Annotated in this window: 19 protein-coding genes and 1 riboswitch; of the genes, 13 read left to right on the top strand and 6 right to left on the bottom strand. The window is 72.3% G+C overall.

Translation table 11 applies throughout. The annotated features are described in order from the left end of the window. Positions 1-171 precede the first annotated feature (171 nt). The 3 genes from chvE to mmsB all read left to right on the top strand — a co-directional run bounded on the left by chvE (position 172) and on the right by mmsB (position 4,159). Positions 172-1,317: a multiple monosaccharide ABC transporter substrate-binding protein gene (chvE, locus tag KG102_RS12820; RefSeq protein WP_307802833.1), complete on the top strand. Its 1,146-nt coding sequence runs from the start codon at positions 172-174 to the stop codon at positions 1,315-1,317. Positions 1,318-1,463: 146 nt separating this feature from the next. Then, positions 1,464-2,981, top strand: coding sequence for a multiple monosaccharide ABC transporter ATP-binding protein (gene mmsA / locus KG102_RS12815; RefSeq protein ID WP_243884082.1), 1,518 nt, complete (start codon positions 1,464-1,466; stop codon positions 2,979-2,981). Next, the gene (gene mmsB / locus KG102_RS12810) at positions 2,978-4,159 is read left to right on the top strand and encodes a multiple monosaccharide ABC transporter permease (RefSeq protein WP_208288497.1); all 1,182 of its coding nucleotides are present in this window, start codon (positions 2,978-2,980) and stop codon (positions 4,157-4,159) included. Before mmsA ends, mmsB begins: the two co-directional genes overlap by 4 nt. Positions 4,160-4,211: 52 nt before the next feature. Here mmsB and KG102_RS12805 read toward each other — a convergent pair whose 3' ends face one another. Both KG102_RS12805 and purU read right to left on the bottom strand, forming a co-directional pair. Continuing rightward, a complete protein-coding gene (locus tag KG102_RS12805) occupies positions 4,212-5,585 on the bottom strand; it encodes an extracellular catalytic domain type 1 short-chain-length polyhydroxyalkanoate depolymerase (RefSeq protein WP_208288499.1) in 1,374 nt (457 codons plus the stop codon). A gap of 49 nt (positions 5,586-5,634) precedes the next feature. Then, positions 5,635-6,498, bottom strand: a complete 864-nt coding sequence (gene purU, locus KG102_RS12800; protein ID WP_208288501.1) for a formyltetrahydrofolate deformylase — start codon at positions 6,496-6,498, stop codon at positions 5,635-5,637. 48 nt (positions 6,499-6,546) lie between these two features. Here purU and KG102_RS12795 point away from each other — a divergent pair, with 48 nt between their 5' ends. The 9 genes from KG102_RS12795 (at position 6,547) to KG102_RS12755 (ending at position 13,408) form a co-directional block, all read left to right on the top strand. Beyond that, positions 6,547-7,038 (top strand): GNAT family N-acetyltransferase, encoded by a 492-nt coding sequence (locus KG102_RS12795; RefSeq protein ID WP_208211982.1) that lies wholly within the window; start codon positions 6,547-6,549, stop codon positions 7,036-7,038. A gap of 124 nt (positions 7,039-7,162) precedes the next feature. Beyond that, positions 7,163-7,252: riboswitch (ZMP/ZTP riboswitch) on the top strand. Positions 7,253-7,317: 65 nt separating this feature from the next. After that, entirely contained in the window at positions 7,318-8,607 is a 1,290-nt protein-coding gene (gene glyA, locus KG102_RS12790; RefSeq protein ID WP_307802834.1) for a serine hydroxymethyltransferase, read from the top strand. Further along, entirely contained in the window at positions 8,607-9,488 is an 882-nt protein-coding gene (locus tag KG102_RS12785; RefSeq protein ID WP_208288503.1) for a bifunctional methylenetetrahydrofolate dehydrogenase/methenyltetrahydrofolate cyclohydrolase, read from the top strand. Before glyA ends, KG102_RS12785 begins: the two co-directional genes overlap by 1 nt. A gap of 68 nt (positions 9,489-9,556) precedes the next feature. Then, a complete protein-coding gene (locus KG102_RS12780; RefSeq protein WP_208211978.1) occupies positions 9,557-10,036 on the top strand; it encodes a VOC family protein in 480 nt (159 codons plus the stop codon). A 46-nt stretch (positions 10,037-10,082) separates the two neighbouring features. Further along, positions 10,083-10,895 (top strand): exodeoxyribonuclease III, encoded by an 813-nt coding sequence (locus KG102_RS12775; protein WP_208211976.1) that lies wholly within the window; start codon positions 10,083-10,085, stop codon positions 10,893-10,895. 88 nt (positions 10,896-10,983) lie between these two features. After that, a complete protein-coding gene (locus KG102_RS12770) occupies positions 10,984-12,141 on the top strand; it encodes a sensor histidine kinase (RefSeq protein WP_208288505.1) in 1,158 nt (385 codons plus the stop codon). After that, positions 12,138-12,803, top strand: a complete 666-nt coding sequence (locus KG102_RS12765) for a response regulator (protein ID WP_208288507.1) — start codon at positions 12,138-12,140, stop codon at positions 12,801-12,803. The genes KG102_RS12770 and KG102_RS12765 overlap by 4 nt, the downstream gene beginning before the upstream one ends. A 111-nt stretch (positions 12,804-12,914) precedes the next feature. Further along, positions 12,915-13,202: an SHOCT domain-containing protein gene (locus KG102_RS12760; protein ID WP_208211970.1), complete on the top strand. Its 288-nt coding sequence runs from the start codon at positions 12,915-12,917 to the stop codon at positions 13,200-13,202. Between the two features lie 14 nt (positions 13,203-13,216). Continuing rightward, positions 13,217-13,408, top strand: a complete 192-nt coding sequence (locus tag KG102_RS12755) for a hypothetical protein (protein ID WP_208288509.1) — start codon at positions 13,217-13,219, stop codon at positions 13,406-13,408. A 7-nt stretch (positions 13,409-13,415) separates the two neighbouring features. Here the strand turns inward: KG102_RS12755 and KG102_RS12750 are convergent, their stop codons facing one another. Next, positions 13,416-14,711, bottom strand: a complete 1,296-nt coding sequence (locus tag KG102_RS12750; RefSeq protein WP_208288512.1) for an MFS transporter — start codon at positions 14,709-14,711, stop codon at positions 13,416-13,418. A 57-nt stretch (positions 14,712-14,768) separates the two neighbouring features. On the opposite strand from KG102_RS12750, the gene KG102_RS12745 reads away from it, so the two are divergent. Then, positions 14,769-15,344, top strand: a complete 576-nt coding sequence (locus KG102_RS12745; RefSeq protein WP_208211966.1) for an ArsR/SmtB family transcription factor — start codon at positions 14,769-14,771, stop codon at positions 15,342-15,344. Here KG102_RS12745 and KG102_RS12740 read toward each other — a convergent pair. From KG102_RS12740 to KG102_RS12730, 3 genes are read right to left on the bottom strand one after another with little or no spacing between them, the layout of a single operon-like run. Next, complete coding sequence (locus tag KG102_RS12740) at positions 15,284-16,531, bottom strand: ABC transporter permease (protein WP_208288514.1); 1,248 nt, start codon at positions 16,529-16,531, stop codon at positions 15,284-15,286. The two genes, KG102_RS12745 and KG102_RS12740, sit on opposite strands and share 61 nt — an antisense overlap. Then, entirely contained in the window at positions 16,528-17,244 is a 717-nt protein-coding gene (locus tag KG102_RS12735) for an ABC transporter ATP-binding protein (protein ID WP_208211962.1), read from the bottom strand. Before KG102_RS12735 ends, KG102_RS12740 begins: the two co-directional genes overlap by 4 nt. After that, positions 17,241-18,839, bottom strand: a complete 1,599-nt coding sequence (locus KG102_RS12730) for a hypothetical protein (RefSeq protein ID WP_208288515.1) — start codon at positions 18,837-18,839, stop codon at positions 17,241-17,243. The genes KG102_RS12735 and KG102_RS12730 overlap by 4 nt, the downstream gene beginning before the upstream one ends. Between the last annotated feature and the right edge of the window lie 30 nt (positions 18,840-18,869).

Genomic DNA, 18,869 nt, shown 5'->3' with positions numbered 1-18,869 from the left:
TTCGTCCCTCGTTGACTTCGAGAAACGAATGGAAGAAAGTGGGGCCGCTGCCGCCGCCGGTCACTGTCGACGGAGGCAGCGGACAGGGCGCGCAGGCGCTGACCGACCGACGAGCTCGCGCACCTCCAGCCCGGTCGCCGGGCCTCTCAATGACGAGAAGGAGCACAGCACATGCGACGGATCACGATCGCGGCGATGGGTGCGGTCCTCGCACTCGGACTGGCCGCATGTTCGGGCAGCGGAGCCGGCAGCACGGACGACTCCTCCGGCGCCGCCCCCAAGGACCCGAGCGACCTCACGGTCGGCGTCGCCATGCCGACGCAGACGTCCGAACGCTGGATCGCTGACGGCAACGCCGTCAAGGCCGGCCTCGAGGAGGCGGGCTACACGGTCGACCTGCAGTACGCGGGCGACGACATCCCGACCCAGCAGGAGCAGATCGACCAGATGATCACCAAGGGCGCCGACCTGCTGATCCTGGCCTCGATCGACGGCACGGCGCTGGCGACCCAGCTCCAGGCCGCTGCCGACGCGAACATCCCGGTCATCGCGTACGACCGCCTCATCCGGGACAGCGACAACGTCGACTTCTACGTGACGTTCGACAACTACAAGGTGGGCGTGCAGCAGGCGACGTCGCTGCTCACGGGCCTGGGCATCCTCAACGCCGACGGCTCGGAGGGCGACGCGGCCGGGCCGTTCAACATCGAGCTCTTCGCCGGCTCGCTGGACGACAACAATGCGCACTTCTTCTTCAAGGGCGCGATGGACACGCTGCAGGAGTACATCGACGACGGGACGCTCGTCGTGAAGTCGGGCCAGACCGACATCGAGCAGGCCGCCACGCTGCGCTGGCTGCAGGAGACCGCGCAGAAGCGCATGGAGAACCTGCTCACGTCGACCTACTCGGACGGAAGCTTGGTCCAGGGCGTCCTCTCGCCGTACGACGGTCTGTCGCGCGGCATCATCACCGCCCTGCAGAACGCCGGCTACGGCCCCGCGATCTCCGGCGGGATGCCGATCGTCACCGGCCAGGACGCCGAGATCGCCTCGGTCAAGCTGATCAACGACGACGTGCAGTACTCGACGATCTTCAAGGACACGCGCAAGCTCGCCGACCAGGCGGTCGTCTCCGCGCAGGCCTTCCTGGCCGAGGAGGAGCCCGAGGCGAACGACACCGAGTCCTACGACAACGGCGTGAAGGTCGTCCCGTCCTTCCTGCTCGACTCGGACGTGGTCGTCAAGGACGGCATCCAGAGCCTGCTCATCGACTCCGGCTACTGGACCGAGGAGCAGGTGGCCAGCGGCCAGGCCTGATCCACCGTCCCGACCGCGGACCGGCCGGCACGCTCCCCTGACGGAGCCTGCCGGCCGGTCCGCCGGTCGACCCCCACAGCGACGGGCCCGGTGACGGCGCCCGCCACGACGAAGGACGGTGGCCCGTGGCCCAGCCCATTCTCGAGATGCAAGCCATCACCAAGACGTTTCCCGGCGTCAAGGCACTGCAGGACGTGTCGATGTCGGTCGAGCGTGGCGAGATCCACGCGATCTGCGGCGAGAACGGCGCCGGCAAGTCGACCCTCATGAAGGTGCTGTCGGGCGTGCACCCGCACGGCTCCTACGAGGGGTCGATCCTCTTCGACGGTGAGGAGGTCCAGTTCGGGTCGATCAACGACTCCGAGGCCAAGGGCATCGTGATCATCCACCAGGAGCTCGCGCTCGTCCCGTACCTGTCGGTCGCGGAGAACATCTTCCTCGGCAACGAGCGGGTGCACCGCGGCTTCATCGACTGGAACGTCGCCAACTCCGAGGCCGCGGTGCTGCTCGCCCGGGTCGGGCTGGACGAGCTGCCCGTCACGCCGGTCGGCCAGCTCGGCGTCGGCAAGCAGCAGCTCGTCGAGATCGCCAAGGCGCTGTCCAAGCAGGTCAAGCTGCTGATCCTCGACGAGCCGACGGCAGCCCTCAACGACAACGACTCCGAGCACCTGCTGGGCCTGCTGCGCCAGCTCAAGGCGCAGGGGATCACCTCGATCATGATCTCCCACAAGCTCAACGAGATCGCCGAGATCGCGGACACCACGACGATCATCCGCGACGGCCGCACGGTGGAGACGCTCGACATGCGGGCCGACGAGGTCACGCAGGAGCGCATCATCCGCGGGATGGTCGGCCGCGACCTCGGCCACCGGTTCCCGCCCCACGAGTCGCACGTCGGCGAGGAGGTGCTGCGGATCGAGGACTGGACCGTGCACCACCCGACGGACCCCGAGCGCGTCGTCGTCGATCGGGCGAACCTCACGGTCCGCGCGGGCGAGATCGTCGGGCTCGCCGGGCTGATGGGCGCGGGTCGGACCGAGCTCGCGATGTCGGTGTTCGGCCGCTCCTACGGCAGCCACATCACCGGGAACCTCTACCTGCACGGAAAGCCGATCAAGGCGGCGACGGTGAGCGAGGCCATCTCGCACGGCATCGCGTACGCGACGGAGGATCGCAAGAAGTACGGCCTCAACCTGATCGAGGACATCCGGAGCAACATCTCCGCCGCGAACCTCGCGCAGGTCTCGAGCTCGGGGTTCGTCAACACGAACGAGGAGATCCGGGTGGCGGAGGGGTACCGCCAGCGCATGAACATCAAGGCGCCCACGGTGCTGGCGCTGGCCGGCAAGCTCTCGGGCGGCAACCAGCAGAAGGTCGTGCTGAGCAAGTGGCTCTTCACGGACCCGCAGGTGCTGATCCTCGACGAGCCCACCCGTGGCATCGACGTCGGCGCCAAGTACGAGATCTACACGCTGATCAACAAGCTCGCCGACGAGGGCAAGGCGGTCCTGGTCATCTCCTCGGAGCTGCCCGAGCTGCTCGGCATCTGCAACCGGATCTACACGCTCTCGGCCGGCCGGATCACCGGTGTGCTGCCGCAGGCGCAGGCGACTCAGGAGAACTTGATGGAGCTCATGACCAAGGACAAGGACGAGGTGCGATGACCGCCGTGGCAGGCCTGCGGGAGCTCTTCACGAGGAACCTGCGTCAGAGCGGGATCCTGGTCGCGTTCGTCGTGATCGTGGGGCTGTTCACCGTCCTCACGGACGGCGTGCTGCTCGACCCGCGCAACGTGACCAACCTCGTGCTCCAGTACTCCTACATCCTCATCCTCGCGATCGGGATGATGATCGTCATCGTCGGAGGCCACATCGACCTGTCGGTCGGGTCGGTCGTCGCGCTCACGGGTGCGGTCTCTGCGGTCGTCGTCATCCAGCACGGCTCGCCCTGGTACCTGGGCGTGCTCGCGGGCCTGTTCGTCGGGTTCCTGGTCGGCGTGTGGCAGGGCTTCTGGGTGGCGTACGTCGGGATCCCGGCGTTCATCGTGACGCTCGCCGGCATGCTGCTCTTCCGCGGCATGACCCTGCAGGTGCTCGGCAACATCTCCCTGTCGCCGTTCCCGGCGTCGTACCAGAAGATCGCCAACGGCTTCCTCAACGGCTTCCTCGGCGGGCAGGGGATCGACGTCTTCACGCTCGTGATCGCCGCGCTCGCGGTCGTCGGCTACGCCGTCAGCCAGTACCGGACCCGCGCCGGCCGGATCAGGTACCAGCAGGTCGTGGAGACCATGCCGATCTTCCTCGCCAAGATCGTCCTGGTCGGGCTCGTCGGCATGGCGTTCGCGTACCAGCTCGCCCGCAGCCGGGGCCTGCCGATCGTGCTGATCATCCTGGGCGTCCTGATCATCGCCTACCAGATCCTCACCACCAAGACCGTGTTCGGCCGCCACGTCTACGCGATCGGCGGGAACCTGTCCGCCGCCCAGCTGTCGGGCGTGAAGGTCAAGCGGGTCAACTTCTGGATCTTCGTCAACATGGGGATGCTCGCCGCCGTGGCGGGCGTCGTGTACTCGTCGCGCTCCAACAGCGCGCAGCCGGCGGCGGGCAACATGTTCGAGCTCGACGCGATCGCCGCGTGCTTCATCGGCGGCGCGTCCACCACGGGCGGCGTCGGCCGCATCACCGGGGCCATGGTCGGCGGCCTGATCATGGCCGTCATGAGCAACGGCATGCAGCTCATGGGCATCGACGACTCGGTGCAGCAGATGGTCAAGGGCCTCGTCCTGCTGCTCGCCGTCGCGTTCGACATCTACAACAAGCGCCGGGCGGCCTCGGCCCGCTGACGTCGCGCGCCCCCGGCCGCGTCCCAGCGGCCGGGGGCGCGGACCGGACGGGTCAGGCGCGCGCGCAGGGCGTTCCGTTGAGGGCGAAGGTCGCCGGTGCGGTGTTGGTACCGGAGTGGGCGCCGTTGAGGCCGAACTGCGTCGAGCCGCCCGCCGGGATCGTGCCGTTCCACGCCGCGTTCCGCGCGGTGACCACCGACCCGGACTGCGTGGTGACCGAGCTCCAGGCCTGCGTCACGGTCTGCCCCGACGGGTACGTCCACGTCAGCGTCCACCCGCTGAGTGCCACCGCCGACGTCACCGTGATGTTCGCCGTGAAGCCGGTGTTCCACTGGTTCACCGAGTACGCCACGGTGCAGGAGCCGGACGGGGTGGGCGGGGGAGTCGTGGGGGCCGGCGTGGTCGGTGCGGGCGTGGTGGGCGCCGGGGTGGTCGGGGCCGGTGTCGTCGGGGCCGGTGTCGTCGGCGTGACCGGGCTGTCCAGGCCGAAGAAGCGGATCGCCGCGGCGGCGTCCACCGGCAGGTTGTGCCCGACGCCCTGCAGGCTGATCGCCTCGACGGGCGCCCGGTCGCCGGTGGCGCCGTAGCGCGTGCGGGTCTGGCCGCTCGCGGGGGAGTCCGTGGACGCCGGGGTCGCGCTGACGCCCAGCACGTCGGTCCACTGCTTGATCGCCTCGCCGAAGTTCACGTAGCTGAGCGTCGTGTCCTGCGAGCCGTGCCAGAGCTGCACCCGCGGCCGGGGGCCCGTGTAGCCGGGATAGGCCGCGCGGGCGAGGTCACCCCACTGCTGATCGGTGCGCACCAGCCGGCCGCCCGAGCAGTCGCTGTTCCAGGGCGCCTGCGACGTGGTCCCCGGCGGGGGCGACGTCGTCGAGAAGCACGTGGCCGGCACGCCCGCGAACGCCGATCCCGCGGCGAACACGTCGGGGTAGGTGGCGAGCAGCACCTCGGTCATCATCGCGCCCGACGAGACGCCGGTGACGAACACCCGGCCGGTGTCGGTCGCGTACCGCTGCTGCACGTACCGGACCATCGACACGATGCTCGCGGGGTCGCTGGCGCCGCCGTGGGTGAGCGCCTGCGACGAGCTCACGTCGAAGCAGCTGCCGCTCCGGTTGGCCTGGGGATAGATCACGATGTAGCCGTACCGCGTGGCCAGCTCGTCGAACTGGGAGCCGTCGTACATCGCCTGCGCCGACCCGGTGCAGTAGTGCACCGCGACGAGCACCGCGGGCCGGGCGGGCAGGGAGTCCGGCACGAAGATGCTCATCCCCAGTCCGCCGGGGTTGCTGCCGAAGCTCGGGACGCTGACCAGTGAGGCCGCCTGCGCTGCGGGCGCGGTGGTCAGTGCGGCGACGGCGAGGCCGACGACGCCGAGCGCGAGGGTGGTGGCGGCCGCGACGGCGCGGCGCAGGGACGGCTTCATCCCCGGAGCGTGCCCGACCCACGCCGCAACGGTCAGGGCGCGAACCGTTTCATCGGAAGACGATGGTCCGGTGGCCGTCGAGCAGGACCCGGTGCTCCGCGTGCCAGCGGACGGCACGCGCGAGGGCGCGGCGCTCGACGTCCTGGCCCAGGGCCACCAGGTCCTCGACGTGGCGCGAGTGGTCCACCCGCTCCACGTCCTGCTCGATGATCGGGCCCTCGTCCAGGTCCCCGGTGACGTAGTGCGCCGTCGCGCCGATCAGCTTCACGCCGCGGTCGTGGGCCTGCGCGTACGGCCGCGCGCCCTTGAAGGACGGCAGGAACGAGTGGTGGATGTTGATCACGCGGCCCTGCAGCGCCCGACACAGGTCGTCGGAGAGGATCTGCATGTAGCGCGCGAGCACCACCAGCTCGACGTCCAGCTCCTCGACCAGCTCGAGCAGGCGCGACTCGGCCTGCTGCTTCGTCGCCGCCGTGACCGGGACGTGGTGGAACGGGATGTCGTAGAACTCGGCCAGCGGTGCCAGCGTGGTGTGGTTGGAGACCACGGCGACCAGGTCGATCGGCAGGTTCTCCGAGCGCTGCCGGAACGCCAGGTCGTTCAGGCAGTGCGCGGCCGTCGAGCCCATGACCAGCGTCCGGACCGGCCGGCCGGCGACGTCGAGCGACCAGTCCATCTCGAACGTGGCGGCGATCGACTCGAACGCCTGCTCCAGCTCGGCGCGCGGCGTCGATGCGGTGACCTGCACCCGCATGAAGAAGAGCCCCGACAGCGGGTCGCCGAACTGCTGCGACTCGGTGATGTTTCCGCCGTGCTCGGCCAGCACCCCGGCGACCGCGTGCACGATCCCGGGGCGGTCGGGGCAGGAGAGGGTCAGGACCCAGTGGACGGAGGCAGGTGAGTCGTAGGACACGAGGTCCGAGAGTAGTGGTCGTGCGGATCGGCTGACACGATGGGCCGCATGACGCAGCCTGACCTGGACATCCGCTTCGTGACCCCCGACGACGCGGGCGAGCTGCTCACGCTGCGTCGGGCCGCGTTCGTCACCGAGGCGCAGCAGTACGGCGACCCGCACATCCCGCCGCTCACGCAGACCCTCGAGGAGCTCCAGGCGGACCTGCAGCAGGACGGCGTCATCACCCTCGGTGGCTGGTACGGGCACCGGCTCGTCGGCTCGATCCGGGTGCTCGTCGAGGGGACCAAGGCGACGCTCGGCCGGTTCGCGGTCGCCCCGGACCTGCAGGGGCAGGGGTTCGGCACGCAGATGCTCATGGCGATCCTGCCGCACCTGCCCGAGGGCATCGAGGAGGTCTGGGTGTTCACCGGCCGCGACTCCGTGCAGAACATCGCGCTGTACGCCAAGCACGGGTACGAGCACCAGCACGACCAGACCGCCGGTGACCTGACGTACGCGTACCTGCGCAAGATCCTCGGGGACACCGCCGAGGCGTGAGAAGCCCCGCCCGTCGCGGGTCACGCGCCGGGGTGTTGCGCTCGCTCGTCCCGCGCAGGGGCAGCATGCGAACCGCCGACCGGCTGGTGGCCGAGGCTCCCGTACGCCGTTCCGCTTGCTACTCTGTGCCGGTCGCGACTGGCGCAGCGAGGTGGGTCACCACCGGGGAGCGACGCAGCAGCAGACCAACGGGTCGGACGCCTGGGCCCCCGGTCACCACACACGAGTGTGCGGGTGCCGGACGCGCGCGTACACGCTGACTGCCGACAGGAGTGCCACATGAGCGCCGACCAGATCCCCCTGATGGACCAGAACATCTCCCAGCTGGACCCGGAGATCGCCGCCGTCCTCGACGGCGAGCTCGCCCGCCAGCAGGGCACGCTCGAGATGATCGCGAGCGAGAACTTCGTGCCCCGCGCCGTCCTGCAGGCGCAGGGCTCCGTGCTCACCAACAAGTACGCCGAGGGCTACCCCGGCCGGCGCTACTACGGCGGCTGCGAGCAGGTCGACATCGCGGAGAACATCGCGATCGACCGCGCCAAGGCGCTGTTCGGCGCCGAGCACGCCAACGTCCAGCCGCACTCGGGCGCCACGGCCAACGCCGCCGTGCTGCACGCCCTGATCAACGCCGGCGACAAGATCCTCGGCCTCGAGCTGGCCCACGGCGGGCACCTCACGCACGGCATGAAGATCAACTTCTCGGGCAAGCTCTACCAGGTCGGCGCGTACGGCGTGGACCCGCAGACGTTCCTCGTGGACATGGACGTCGTCCGGGAGCGCGCGCTCGAGCAGCGTCCCGACGTCATCATCGGCGGCTGGTCCGCGTACCCGCGCCAGCTCGACTTCGCGGCGTTCCGGTCCATCGCCGACGAGGTCGGCGCCAAGCTCTGGGTCGACATGGCGCACTTCGCCGGCCTGGTCGCCGCCGGCCTGCACCCGAGCCCGGTGCCGCACTCGGACGTCGTGTCGTCCACGGTGCACAAGACGATCGGTGGCCCGCGGTCGGGCTTCATCCTGAGCCGCGAGGAGTACGCCAAGAAGATCGACTCAGCCGTCTTCCCGGGTCAGCAGGGCGGCCCGCTGATGCACGTGATCGCCGCCAAGGCCGTCGCGTTCAAGGTGGCCGGTACCGAGGAGTTCAAGGACCGCCAGCAGCGCACCCTCGACGGTGCCCGGATCATCGCGGAGCGGCTGTCGGCGCCGGACGTCGCGGCGGCCGGTGTCTCGGTCCTGACCGGCGGCACCGACGTGCACCTGGTGCTCGTCGACCTCCGGCACTCCGAGCTGGACGGTCAGCAGGCCGAGGACCTCCTGCACGCGGCCGGCGTCACGGTGAACCGCAACGCGGTGCCCTTCGACCCGCGCCCCGCACGGGTCACGTCCGGCTTGCGCATCGGCACACCCGCACTGGCGACCCGCGGCTTCGGCGACGTCGAGTTCACCGAGGTGGCGGACATCATCGCGACCGCGCTCGTCAACGGCGCCGCCACGGACCTCGAGGCGCTGCGCGCGCGGGTGCTCAAGCTCACCGACGCGTTCCCGCTGTACTCCGACCTGCAGCAGTACTGATGACGGCCCAGCTGCTCGACGGGACGGCCGCCGCCGCCCGGATCAAGGCCGAGCTCACCGAGCGGGTGGCAGCGCTCGCGGCCCGGGGCGTCCGTCCCGGGCTCGGCACGCTGCTCGTCGGCGACGACCCGGGCTCCCGCTGGTACGTCGCGGGCAAGCACAAGGACTGCGCCGAGGTGGGCATCGCCTCGATCCGTGAGGACCTGCCCGCCACGGCCACGCAGGACGAGATCGAGGCGGCGGTCCACCGGCTGAACGAGGACCCGGAGTGCACCGGGTTCATCGTGCAGCTGCCACTGCCCACGGGCGTGGACACCAACCGGGTGCTGGAGCTGGTCGACCCCGGCAAGGACGCGGACGGGCTGCACCCGACGAACCTCGGTCGCCTGGTCCTGCGGGTCAACGAGCCGGTCACGTCGCCGTTGCCGTGCACCCCGCGGGGCATCATCGAGCTGCTCCTGCGGCACGACATCGACCTGCACGGCGCGGACGTCGTCGTCGTCGGGCGGGGTGTCACCGTCGGGCGCTCGATCGGGCTCCTGCTGACCCGCCGCGAGATCAACGCGACGGTCACGCTGACCCACACGGGAACCGAGGAGCTGTCCGAGCACACCCGGAACGCCGACGTGGTCATCGCCGCGGCCGGCGTTCCCGGGATCATCACCGCGGACATGATCAAGCCGGGTGCGGCGGTCATCGACGTCGGTGTCTCGCGTTCCGTCGACGCCGAGACCGGCAAGAGCCGGGTGGTCGGCGACGTCGACCCCGGGGTCCGTGAGGTGGCCTCCTGGGTCTCGCCCAACCCGGGCGGCGTCGGGCCGATGACGCGCGCGATGCTGCTGACGAACGTGGTGGAGACCGCCGAGCGGCTGCTGGGCTGACACCGTCCCCGATCGGGGCCAGGCTGTCGTGCAGGCGGCCGGCCCCGGTCGTCGGGGAGGAGTCCGCCATGGGCATCGTCCGTCCGCACCTCTGGTTCGACGACCAGGCCGTGCCGGCCGCCAGGTTCTACGCGTCCGTGATCCCGAACACCACGATCCACTCCGTCGCGACGGCACCCCCCGGCACCCCCGGAGTCGTCGAGGGCGCCGAGTTCATCGTCGAGCTGACCATCGACGGCATGCGCGCGACGTTCCTCAACGGCGGGCCGCACTTCACGCTCGACGAGGCGTTCTCCTTCGTCCTCGACTGCCAGGACCAGGCCGAGGTCGACCACTACTGGGAGACGCTCACCGCCGACGGTGGCCGGCCGAGCCGGTGCGGGTGGCTCGTCGACAGGTTCGGCGTCTCCTGGCAGGTGGTGCCCGTCCAGCTCGACGACGTGATGTCCCGGCCGGACGCCCCGGGGGTCGCCCGCGCCATGGCGGCGATGCTCACGATGGACAAGCTGGACGTCGCGGCGCTGGAGGCGGCGTACCGGGGCGAGTGAGCTCGACGTGGTCGGAGCCCTCCGCGGGCTGAGGTTGGATGGTCCGGTGCTGACCATCGCGAGCGTGAACGTCAACGGCATCAGGGCCGCGTACAAGCGAGGCATGGGTGCCTGGTTGGAGGCGCGCCGGCCCGACGTCGTCCTCCTGCAGGAGGTGCGCGCCTCCGACGAGATCCTGGCCGACCACCTGCCGACGGGCGAGTGGGACCTGGCGCACGAGGCCAGCGAGACCAAGGGACGTGCGGGCGTCGCCATCGCCAGCCGACTGCCCATGACCGCCGTGCGGATCGGTCTGGGGACCGGCGTGACGGGGGACTCCGGGCGTTGGGTGGAGGCGGACCTGGAGCTGCCCGCGCGCGAGGGGACACCGGCGCGGACCCTCACGGTCGTGTCGACGTACCTGCACTCCGGCACGCTCGGGACGCCGTCGATGGACGAGAAGTACGCGTTCCTGGACCACGTCACCGCACGGCTGGCGGAGCTCGCCGATCGCGGCGGGTATGCCGTCGTCGCGGGGGACGTGAACATCGCGCACCGCGAGGCGGACATCAAGAACTGGAAGGGCAACCTCAAGTCCGCGGGCTTCCTGCCGCGCGAGCGCGCCTACCTCGACCGCTGGTTCGACGACCTGGGCTGGCACGACCTCGGCCGCGAGCTCGGCGGCGAGGGGCCCGGGCCGTACACGTGGTGGTCGTGGCGCGGGCAGGCGTTCGACAACGACGCCGGCTGGCGCATCGACTACCAGCTGGCGACGCCCGACCTGGCGGACGCGGCGGTCAGCGCGACCGTGGACCGTGCGGCCACCTATGCCGAGCGGTTCTCGGATCACGCCCCCGTCGTCGTCGAGTACGACCTCTGATCTCGCCGCTCGCGACGCTCCGTGCGGAGCGCCGCCTCGCTCCGGCTGGATGACGCGCTCCGGCGCCACATCTGGCTACGGTGCGGGGATGACGTCTGTGCCGGACCCGTGGACCGGTCCGCCGTGGGGGAGCGGTCGCCAGACGTGGATCGTCGTTCCGGCCGCGCTGCTGGGTCTCGTCACGATCGTCGCCTGTGCGGGTATCAGCACGCGGCAGCCCTTCGGCCGCCCGTTCGACGCGCTCGCCGTGGCGCTCCTGCTGCTGGCCCCCGCGTCGCTCGTCCTCGTCGTGCGACGCGGCGTCCTCGGCGTCCTCGGCGCCTGCCTCGGGCTCGTCGGCCCGGTGACGTACGTGGCGCTCGGGTACGTGCCGGGGCCCGCCTTCGTCCCGCTCGGCTTCACCGTCGTCGCGCTCGGGGTCACCCGGCAGCGCGTCCTCTCGCTGGCGGGCGGGACGGCGGGCGCGCTCGCCGCGGTGGTCCTCACGACCGGTGCCGGAGCGCGGCCCGTCGCCTGGGCGACGGTCACGGTCGCCGGACTTGCGGTGGCGATGCTGCTCGGCGAGGGCGCACGCGGTCGGGCCGAGCGGATGCGGGCGCTCCGGGCGGCGCGGGCGTCCCGCGAGGAGTCGGCGGTCGCGGCCGAGCGGCTGCGCATCGCGCGCGAGCTGCACGACGTGCTGGCGCACTCGCTGTCCGGCATCACCGTGCAGGCGGGCGTGGGTCTGCACCTCATGGACCGCGAGCCGGAAGCCGCCCGACGTGCCCTGACCGAGATCCGGGAGGCCAGCAAGGACGCGCTCGACGAGGTGCGTGAGGTGCTGGGCGTGCTGCGAGCCGACGGTGAGGCCCCGCGCGAGCCCGCGGGCGGTGCCGGGCCGCGCGGCCTGGCGGACCTTCTCGTCCGGGCACGCGCCGACGGCCTGCGGGTCGACGACTCCGGCGTGCTCGACGCGGCGCAGGGGTTGCCCGATCCCGTCGCCGGGGTGGTCCATCGCACGCTGCAGGAGGCGCTGACCAATGTCCGCCGCCATGCGCCGGGGGCCGGTGTGCAGGCCAGGCTCGTGGTGGGCGACCGCATCGTCCTGGAGGTGGTCGACGACGGTCCCGGCGGCGGCCCGGTGAGCGAGGGCTTCGGCCTGCGCGGCATGCGCGAGCGGGCCGAGGCCGTCGGGGGCACGCTCGTCGCGGGTCCGGGGCCGACCGGGTTCCGGGTCCGGCTCGAGCTCCCGAGGGGCGAGCGGTGATCCGCGTCCTGCTCGCCGACGACCAGGCCCTGGTGCGCGGAGGTTTCCGTGCGCTGCTCGACGCCGAGCCGGACCTGACGGTCGTCGGCGAGGCCGCGACGGGGGACGAGGCCGTCCGGCTCGCCCTCGAGCTGCTACCGGACGTCGTGCTGATGGACATCCGGATGCCGGGGACCGACGGTCTGGCGGCGACGCGGCGCATCGTCGCCGAGCCGCGCGCGGCGGGCGTGCGCGTGGTCGTCGTCACCACGTTCGAGCTGGACGAGTACGTGGCCGAGGCCATCCGTGGGGGTGCGTCGGGCTTCCTGGTCAAGGACACCGAGCCGGCGGACCTGCTGCGCGCCGTGCGGGTGGTCGCGGGTGGCGACGCGTTGCTCTCGCCGACCGTCACCCGGCGCCTGCTGGCCACCGTCGCACGCGCGACGCGGGCCGTCACCGAGGCCCCGGCCCTCGCCGACCTGACGCCGCGGGAACGCGAGGTCCTGGTCCTCGTCGCGGAAGGGCTGTCGAACGACGAGATCGGTGCGCGGCTGTTCCTGAGCCCTCTCACGGTCAAGACGCACGTGCTGCGCGCGGCGACCAAGCTCGGTGCGCGAGACCGTGCGCAGCTGGTCGTCGTCGCCTACGAGTCGGGTGTGGTGCGGCCCGGCTGGGCGGGCTGACTCCCGCCGGAGCGCCCCGGACGCTCCGCACGGACGACGACGGGCGCGGTCGTGCCGGGTGACCGTGGTGGTCCGGTCGAACGACGGCCGGATCGACCCCGGAGGTTGACCATGCTCAGCACCCTCGTGTCCCACCCCGTCGGCTACGGCTGGGGCTGGGGGCCCGGTCCCTGGTTCCTTCTCGTCCCGCTGTTCTGGTTCGGTCTGATCGCGCTGTTCTTCGTGATCGGGAGCCGTCGGCGGCGTCGGTGGGCCGGCTGGGGCGGTCCCGGCGGGCCGCGAGGAACGGGATCCGCCCGCTCGGTGCTCGCCGAGCGCTACGCCCGCGGCGAGATCGACGAGCAGGAGTACCGTGCGCGGCTCGAGGTGCTGCTCGCCGCCGATGCGCCGCGGGAGTGATCGGGCGGTGGCCCGTGGCCGTCGAGCACGACCCTGACGCGGACCACGGCGTGGTCGCCTGCGACGCAGCTGTGCGCGACGGGCCGGACACCGCGGGCACGCTGGCGGTCACGGGTGCCGGCGTCGGCTCGGTCCTGCTGCCGGCCACGTTCGATGTGCTCACCGGCATCGCGCTGCGGGCGCTCGCCCGGCGACGTCGGCCGTAGCGCTCCGTCAGGCGTCGCGCGTGGGGACCGGCGCGACGGGACCGCCGGGCAGGTCGCGCATCCCGAGCAGGGGCGAGAGCACGACCGGCAGGGCGGACAGGGTCATGATCGCGGCCGAGATCCACAGGGTCGGCAGCACGCCGAGGTGGGTCCCGAGCCAGCCGCCCAGCAGCCCTCCGATGGGCATCGTCCCCCACACGATGAACCGCACCGACGCGTTCATCCGGCCGAGCAGCGGCGGCGGGCACACCCGCTGCCGGAAGCTCACCTGCGCGACGTTGTAGACGATCACGGCGAAGCCGAACAGCGCGCCGCCCGCGATGAGCAGCGCCGCCGCCGGGAGGATGCCCGTGGACGCCAGCGGGGTCAGCGCGGCGGCCGGGGCCATCAGGAGAGCGGCCAGCGGGATGGTCCGGCCCTCGCCGACCCACTGGGCGAGCCGGCCCGCGACGACCGCGCCGAGCAGCCCGCCGACGGCACCGGCGGACACGATCGCGCCGAACGCCGCGGTGCCGAGGTCGAGTGTGCGCAGCACGTAGATCACGGTGACCGCGGCGGAGAGCGCGCCTGCGAGGTTGCCCAGCGACGTGCAGACCACGATGCGTCGCAGGTAGGGCTCGTGGACGACGAACCGCAGGCCTTCGGCGATCTCGACCCGCAGCGGACGACGCGTGGCGGGGTCCGGCGGTGTCTCGCGCTGCCGGATGCGGCCGACGGCGAACGCGGAGACCAGGTAGCTCGCCGCGGTGATGGCGATGAGCGCGGGCGCGGCGATGACCCGCAGCAGGACGCCACCGAGCGCCGGTGCGACCACCTGGGCGACCGACGCGGTGGCCTGGAGCTTGGAGTTGCCCTCCACCAGGTGCTCGAGCCCCACCAGGCCGGGGATGTAGCTCTGGTGGGAGACGTCGAAGAAGACCGTGGCGGCACTGATCACGAGGGCGGCGACCACGAGCAGGGGGATCGACGCGTGTCCCGTGAACGCCGTGACGACGACCGTGGCCAGCACGGCGGCGCGCACCAGGTCGGCGACGACGAGCACGCGGCGCTTGCGCATGCGGTCCACCCAGGCGCCCGCCGGCAGGCCGATCACCAGGAAGGCGGCGTACTCCGCGGCCGTGAGCACGCCCATCTCCCACTCGGTCGCCGCGAGCTGCTGGACGGCGAAGATCGGCAGGGCGACGCCGGTGAGCTGCGCGCCGAGCTGGCCGAGCGCGTCACCGGCCCACAGTCGGCGGAAGTCGGGGTGGTGCACCAGCGACCGGGGCCGGTCGGGTGCGAGAGTGGGGCGGTCGGCGCTCATTCCGCAAGGATGCGGCGACTGATTGGGAAATGTCAATCACTGTGGGAGGATCGGTCCATGACGGAACGCGCGCCGGACCTCGGCACCAGCACGGCCGACGCCGACGCCGATGCACGCGCCCTGGCCAGCACGCTGCGGATCCGGATCCTGCGGCTCTGCCTCGACGAGCCGCTCACCAACCGGGAGATCGCCCAGCGGCTGGGCCGCAACCCGGCCACGGTCCTGCACCACGTGCGCACCCTGGTCGACCGCGGGTTCCTGGTCGCCCAGCCGACGCGCCGTGGCGCCCGCGGGGCGCGCGAGGTGCCCTACCTCGCCACGCGCAAGTCCTGGCGCACCCCCGGCGGGCCGAGCATGAGCCGGGTGCTCATCGACGCGTTCCTCGAGGAGGTCGCGCTCGTCGACACCGAGGAGCTCCAGATCAGCCGCCTCGGGCTGCGGCTCGACGCGGCCGGCCTCGAGGACCTCACCTCACGGGTGCACGCGATCCTCGAGGAGTTCGCCACCCGTCCGCCCGACCCCGACGGGACGCCGTACTCGGTGTTCTGGGCCCTGCACGAGGACGTGACCCGTCAGACGCCCCCGCGCAGCGCGGCGATGGGCTCGATCGACGAGGCCTTGAGCGACGGGTAGAGCCCGGCGAGCAGACCGATCACGCCCCCGGAGACGGCCGCGACACCCACGATCCGCAGGTCGAGGACGGGCGTCCAGTCCTGGCCAGCGCTGACCCCGACCACGACCGCGACACCGAGCGCCGCGCCGAGCATCCCGCCGAGCAGGCCGACCACCACCGACTCGACCATGAACTGCGCGCCGATGTCCCGCCGTGTGGCCCCGAGCGCGCGGCGCAGACCGATCTCCCCGACCCGCTCCAGCACCGACAGCAGGGTCACGTTCGCGATCCCGACGCCGCCGATCAGCAGCGCCACACCGCCGAGCGCCAGGAAGATCGTGTTGACGTCCGCCTGCACGCTCTGCCGCACCTGCGAGGTGGCGGGAGGGGCCTGCACATCGATGGTCTCGGGAGCGTTGGGGTTCAGCGCGGTGGGGAGCTGGCCGGCGACCACCGGCCCGGCGCCGACCGCGAGGTGCAGATGGAGCTCACCGGGAGCCGCGAGCGCGAAGTCGGCCCGAGCGGTCCCCTCCGGCATGACCACCGAGGTCAGCACGTCCGACCGGCGCTTGACGTCGTCGACGATCCCGATCACCTGGTACGCGCGGTCGCCGATGAAGATCGACGGCTGGCGGTCCACGCGGACCACGCCGAGGCGCTGCGCGGCGTCGACCCCGAGCACCACCACCCGGTCCGCGCGTGCGTCGTGCCCGGAGTCGAAGTAGCGGCCCTGGATGACGCGCCCGCGGACCGCGTCGAGCGCGCCCGGCGACGTGGCCAGGACGTCCGGGGCGACGGTGCGTGCGGCGGACGGGTCGTGCACCGGGACGGCCGAGATCTCGACCGTGCCGATGTCGACCACGGAGAACGTGCCGGCGTCCTCGACCCCGGCGAGCCGCTCGGCGCGGGCCGGTGCGTCCCAGGGGAGCATGGCGAGCGCCCGCTCCGCGCCGGACCAGGTGCTGCTGGTCTCCGGCCTGGCGAGCGCCTGGGTGGCCGCGATGGCGTCGAACTGCTTGTTGATCTGGCTCGACGCCGTCTGCGCCAGCCCCACGGTCACCACCATCGACGCGATGCCGAGCACCGTGCCGAGGATCGTCAGCAGCAGCCGGCCGGGTCGCGCACCGATGCCGGCGGCGGCCTCCGCGAGCAGGTCCGGGAACCCGAACCGGTCACCGCGCGCCGTGCGCTCGGTCACCGCGCTCACGCGATCTCCCGCAGGTACCCGTCGGCGATCCGGACCCGGCGCTGCGCACGTGCGGAGACCTCGTCGTCGTGCGTGATGACCAGCAGCGTCAGTCCGCCGGCGTGCAGCTCGTCGAACAGCTCGAGCACGCTGGCGGAGCTCTCCGAGTCCAGGTTCCCCGTGGGCTCGTCCGCGAGCAGGACCCGCGGCTGGGCCACGACCGCGCGCGCGACGGCCGCCCGCTGCCGCTCGCCGCCGGACAGGAGCGTGGGGACGAAGTCCGTGCGGTGGCTCAGCCCGACCCGGTCCAGCGCCGCGAGCGCGCGGTCGCGGCGCTCCGATCGCGGCACCCCGCTGTACAGGGTGGCCAGGAGCACGTTCTCGAGCACGGTCCGGTGCGGCATCAGGTGGAACGCCTGGAACACGAACCCGATGTGCCCGGCGCGCAGCGCGGCCCGCTCCCGCTCGCCGGCACCTGCCGTCGGGATCCCGTCGAGCAGGTACTCGCCCTCGGTCGGCTTGTCCAGCAGGCCCAGCAGGTTCAGCAGCGTCGACTTGCCGGACCCGGACGGACCGACGACGGAGAGGTAGTCGCCCGACCCCACCGCCAGGTCGGCCGGGTGGAGCGCGTGCACGGGCGGGTCGCCGGGGAACTGCCGCCCCGCCCCGCGCAGCTCGAGGACGGGCGGCTGCTCGACGCTGCCCGGCGCGTCGAGCAGGTCCAGGACCGTCACCCGTCCTCCTCGCCGGGGTCCGCGTCGGCCTCGGCCGTCTTCGTGGTGTCCGCGACGCCGACGACCACCAGGTCACCGGCGACGAGCTCGGTCTCGGCGCCGGCGATCTCGACGTACCCGTCGGCGGCGAGTCCGGTGGTGACCGTCACCAGCGAGCTGGGCTTCCCGTCGGCGCCGGCGAGCTCCACCCTCGACTCACCACCCGGACCGGCGGTCAGCGCCGCGAGCGGCACGGCGAGCACCTCGCCCTCGGTCGAGCTGACGGGGACCCGCACGCGCACGTTGGTGTTCTGCAGGGCCATGACCTGCTCCTGCGTGAGGGCGCCGAGCGTGAAGACCACCGAGCGGCGGTCACCCTTGGGCGCGGCGGGCTGCTCGGTGCCACCCTCCTCGCCCGCCTCCTGCCCGGCGGCGGGCGCATCGACCGCGTCCTTGACCTCGGCCACCGTCACCGCCAGCGGCTGCCCGTCGAGCGCGATCTCGCCCACCGTGCCGACGGTGAGCAGCTCGGCGTCGGCACGCGTGGCGCTGCCGGTGATCTGGATCGTCGCGCCGGACACGCTCATGAACTCACCCGTGACGGTCCCGCCGCGCGTGGCGCTGACGACGTCGACGCGGCGGGGGAGCGAGGGCACGAACACGACCTCGCTGGCCGGCAACGGCGTGAGCGTCGCGGTCTGAGCCTCGGCCTGGTCCTCGCGCGCGGACGCCAGCTGCGTCTGCGCCGCCGCGACGGCCGCCCGCTGGGCCCCCGTGTCGGCCGGGCTGTCCGCCTCGGCCCGCTCCGCCTCGGCCTGGGCGACAGCGCCCTGCGCCTGGAGCAGGTCGATCTGGCTGCAGGGCACCTCCTCCGTGGGCGCCGCGCACCTCGCCTGCTCGTCGGCGAGCATCGCCCGGGCGACGGCGACGGCCGTGTCCAGGCCGATGATCGTCGACCGCGCCGGACCACCGCCGGCACCGGCCAGCTCGCGCTGGGCGGCCGCGAGGCCGTCCTGCGCCGCTCGCACGCCGTCACGGGCCGCCGCGACGGCCTCCTGCAGCTCCTCGCCGGCGGACGGCGGCTCGTAGCCCACCCGCTGGTACAGCGCGCGGACGCCCGCGGCCGTCGCCGCGTCGTACGTGTCGCCGGCCGGATCACCGGCGCCGATGCCGAGCGACCCGAGCGCCGCCTTGAGCTGACGGACGTCGGGACCCGAGACGCCCGCCCGCAGCGACCGGTACGTCGGCAGGTCGCCCGGCAGCACGATGACCGGCCGCCCCACGATCTCGAGCGCCACGGAGGCCGCGCCGAGCTCGGTGCCGACCTCAGGCACCTGGCCGGTCACGACCGCGGGACCGCCCAGGTCGCCCGTCTCCACGCGCAGCGCCACCGGGTCCTCGTACCCGACGTCTCCCCGGATCACGAGCTCGTTGTCGATCACGCGGCTCTCCACCGGCACGGTGATGGGACCAGCCGTCGGGGGAGCCGCGTCTGCCGCGTCCTTGCCCGGGGACACGATCAGCCGGCTCAGGCCGAGCCCGGCGGCGAGGCAGACGACGGCGACGACCGCCATGACGACGATCGTGCGCCGGCCACCGGCGACCTGCGTGCTCATTGCGCACCTCCGCGAGGGGACGTCGAGGCG

The organism is Cellulomonas fengjieae (genome assembly GCF_018388465.1).
Taxonomy (GTDB): Bacteria; Actinomycetota; Actinomycetes; order Actinomycetales; family Cellulomonadaceae; genus Cellulomonas; species Cellulomonas fengjieae.
Note: the sequence above shows the minus strand (reverse complement) of the source record. Positions and strands in the feature narration are given on the sequence as shown.

Bases quoted from the DNA above. Each gene is read 5' to 3' on its own strand.
- KG102_RS12805 (WP_208288499.1), bottom strand. From the start codon at position 5,585: ATGAAGCCGTCCCTGCGCCGCGCCGTCGCGGCCGCCACCACCCTCGCG.
- KG102_RS12730 (WP_208288515.1), bottom strand. From the start codon at position 18,839: ATGAGCACGCAGGTCGCCGGTGGCCGGCGCACGATCGTCGTCATGGCG.
- KG102_RS12745 (WP_208211966.1), top strand. From the start codon at position 14,769: ATGACGGAACGCGCGCCGGACCTCGGCACCAGCACGGCCGACGCCGAC.
- KG102_RS12785 (WP_208288503.1), top strand. From the start codon at position 8,607: ATGACGGCCCAGCTGCTCGACGGGACGGCCGCCGCCGCCCGGATCAAG.
- KG102_RS12760 (WP_208211970.1), top strand. From the start codon at position 12,915: ATGCTCAGCACCCTCGTGTCCCACCCCGTCGGCTACGGCTGGGGCTGG.
- mmsB (WP_208288497.1), top strand. From the start codon at position 2,978: ATGACCGCCGTGGCAGGCCTGCGGGAGCTCTTCACGAGGAACCTGCGT.
- KG102_RS12750 (WP_208288512.1), bottom strand. From the start codon at position 14,711: ATGAGCGCCGACCGCCCCACTCTCGCACCCGACCGGCCCCGGTCGCTG.
- mmsA (WP_243884082.1), top strand. From the start codon at position 1,464: ATGCAAGCCATCACCAAGACGTTTCCCGGCGTCAAGGCACTGCAGGAC.
- KG102_RS12770 (WP_208288505.1), top strand. From the start codon at position 10,984: ATGACGTCTGTGCCGGACCCGTGGACCGGTCCGCCGTGGGGGAGCGGT.
- KG102_RS12780 (WP_208211978.1), top strand. From the start codon at position 9,557: ATGGGCATCGTCCGTCCGCACCTCTGGTTCGACGACCAGGCCGTGCCG.
- glyA (WP_307802834.1), top strand. From the start codon at position 7,318: ATGAGCGCCGACCAGATCCCCCTGATGGACCAGAACATCTCCCAGCTG.
- KG102_RS12795 (WP_208211982.1), top strand. From the start codon at position 6,547: ATGACGCAGCCTGACCTGGACATCCGCTTCGTGACCCCCGACGACGCG.
- chvE (WP_307802833.1), top strand. From the start codon at position 172: ATGCGACGGATCACGATCGCGGCGATGGGTGCGGTCCTCGCACTCGGA.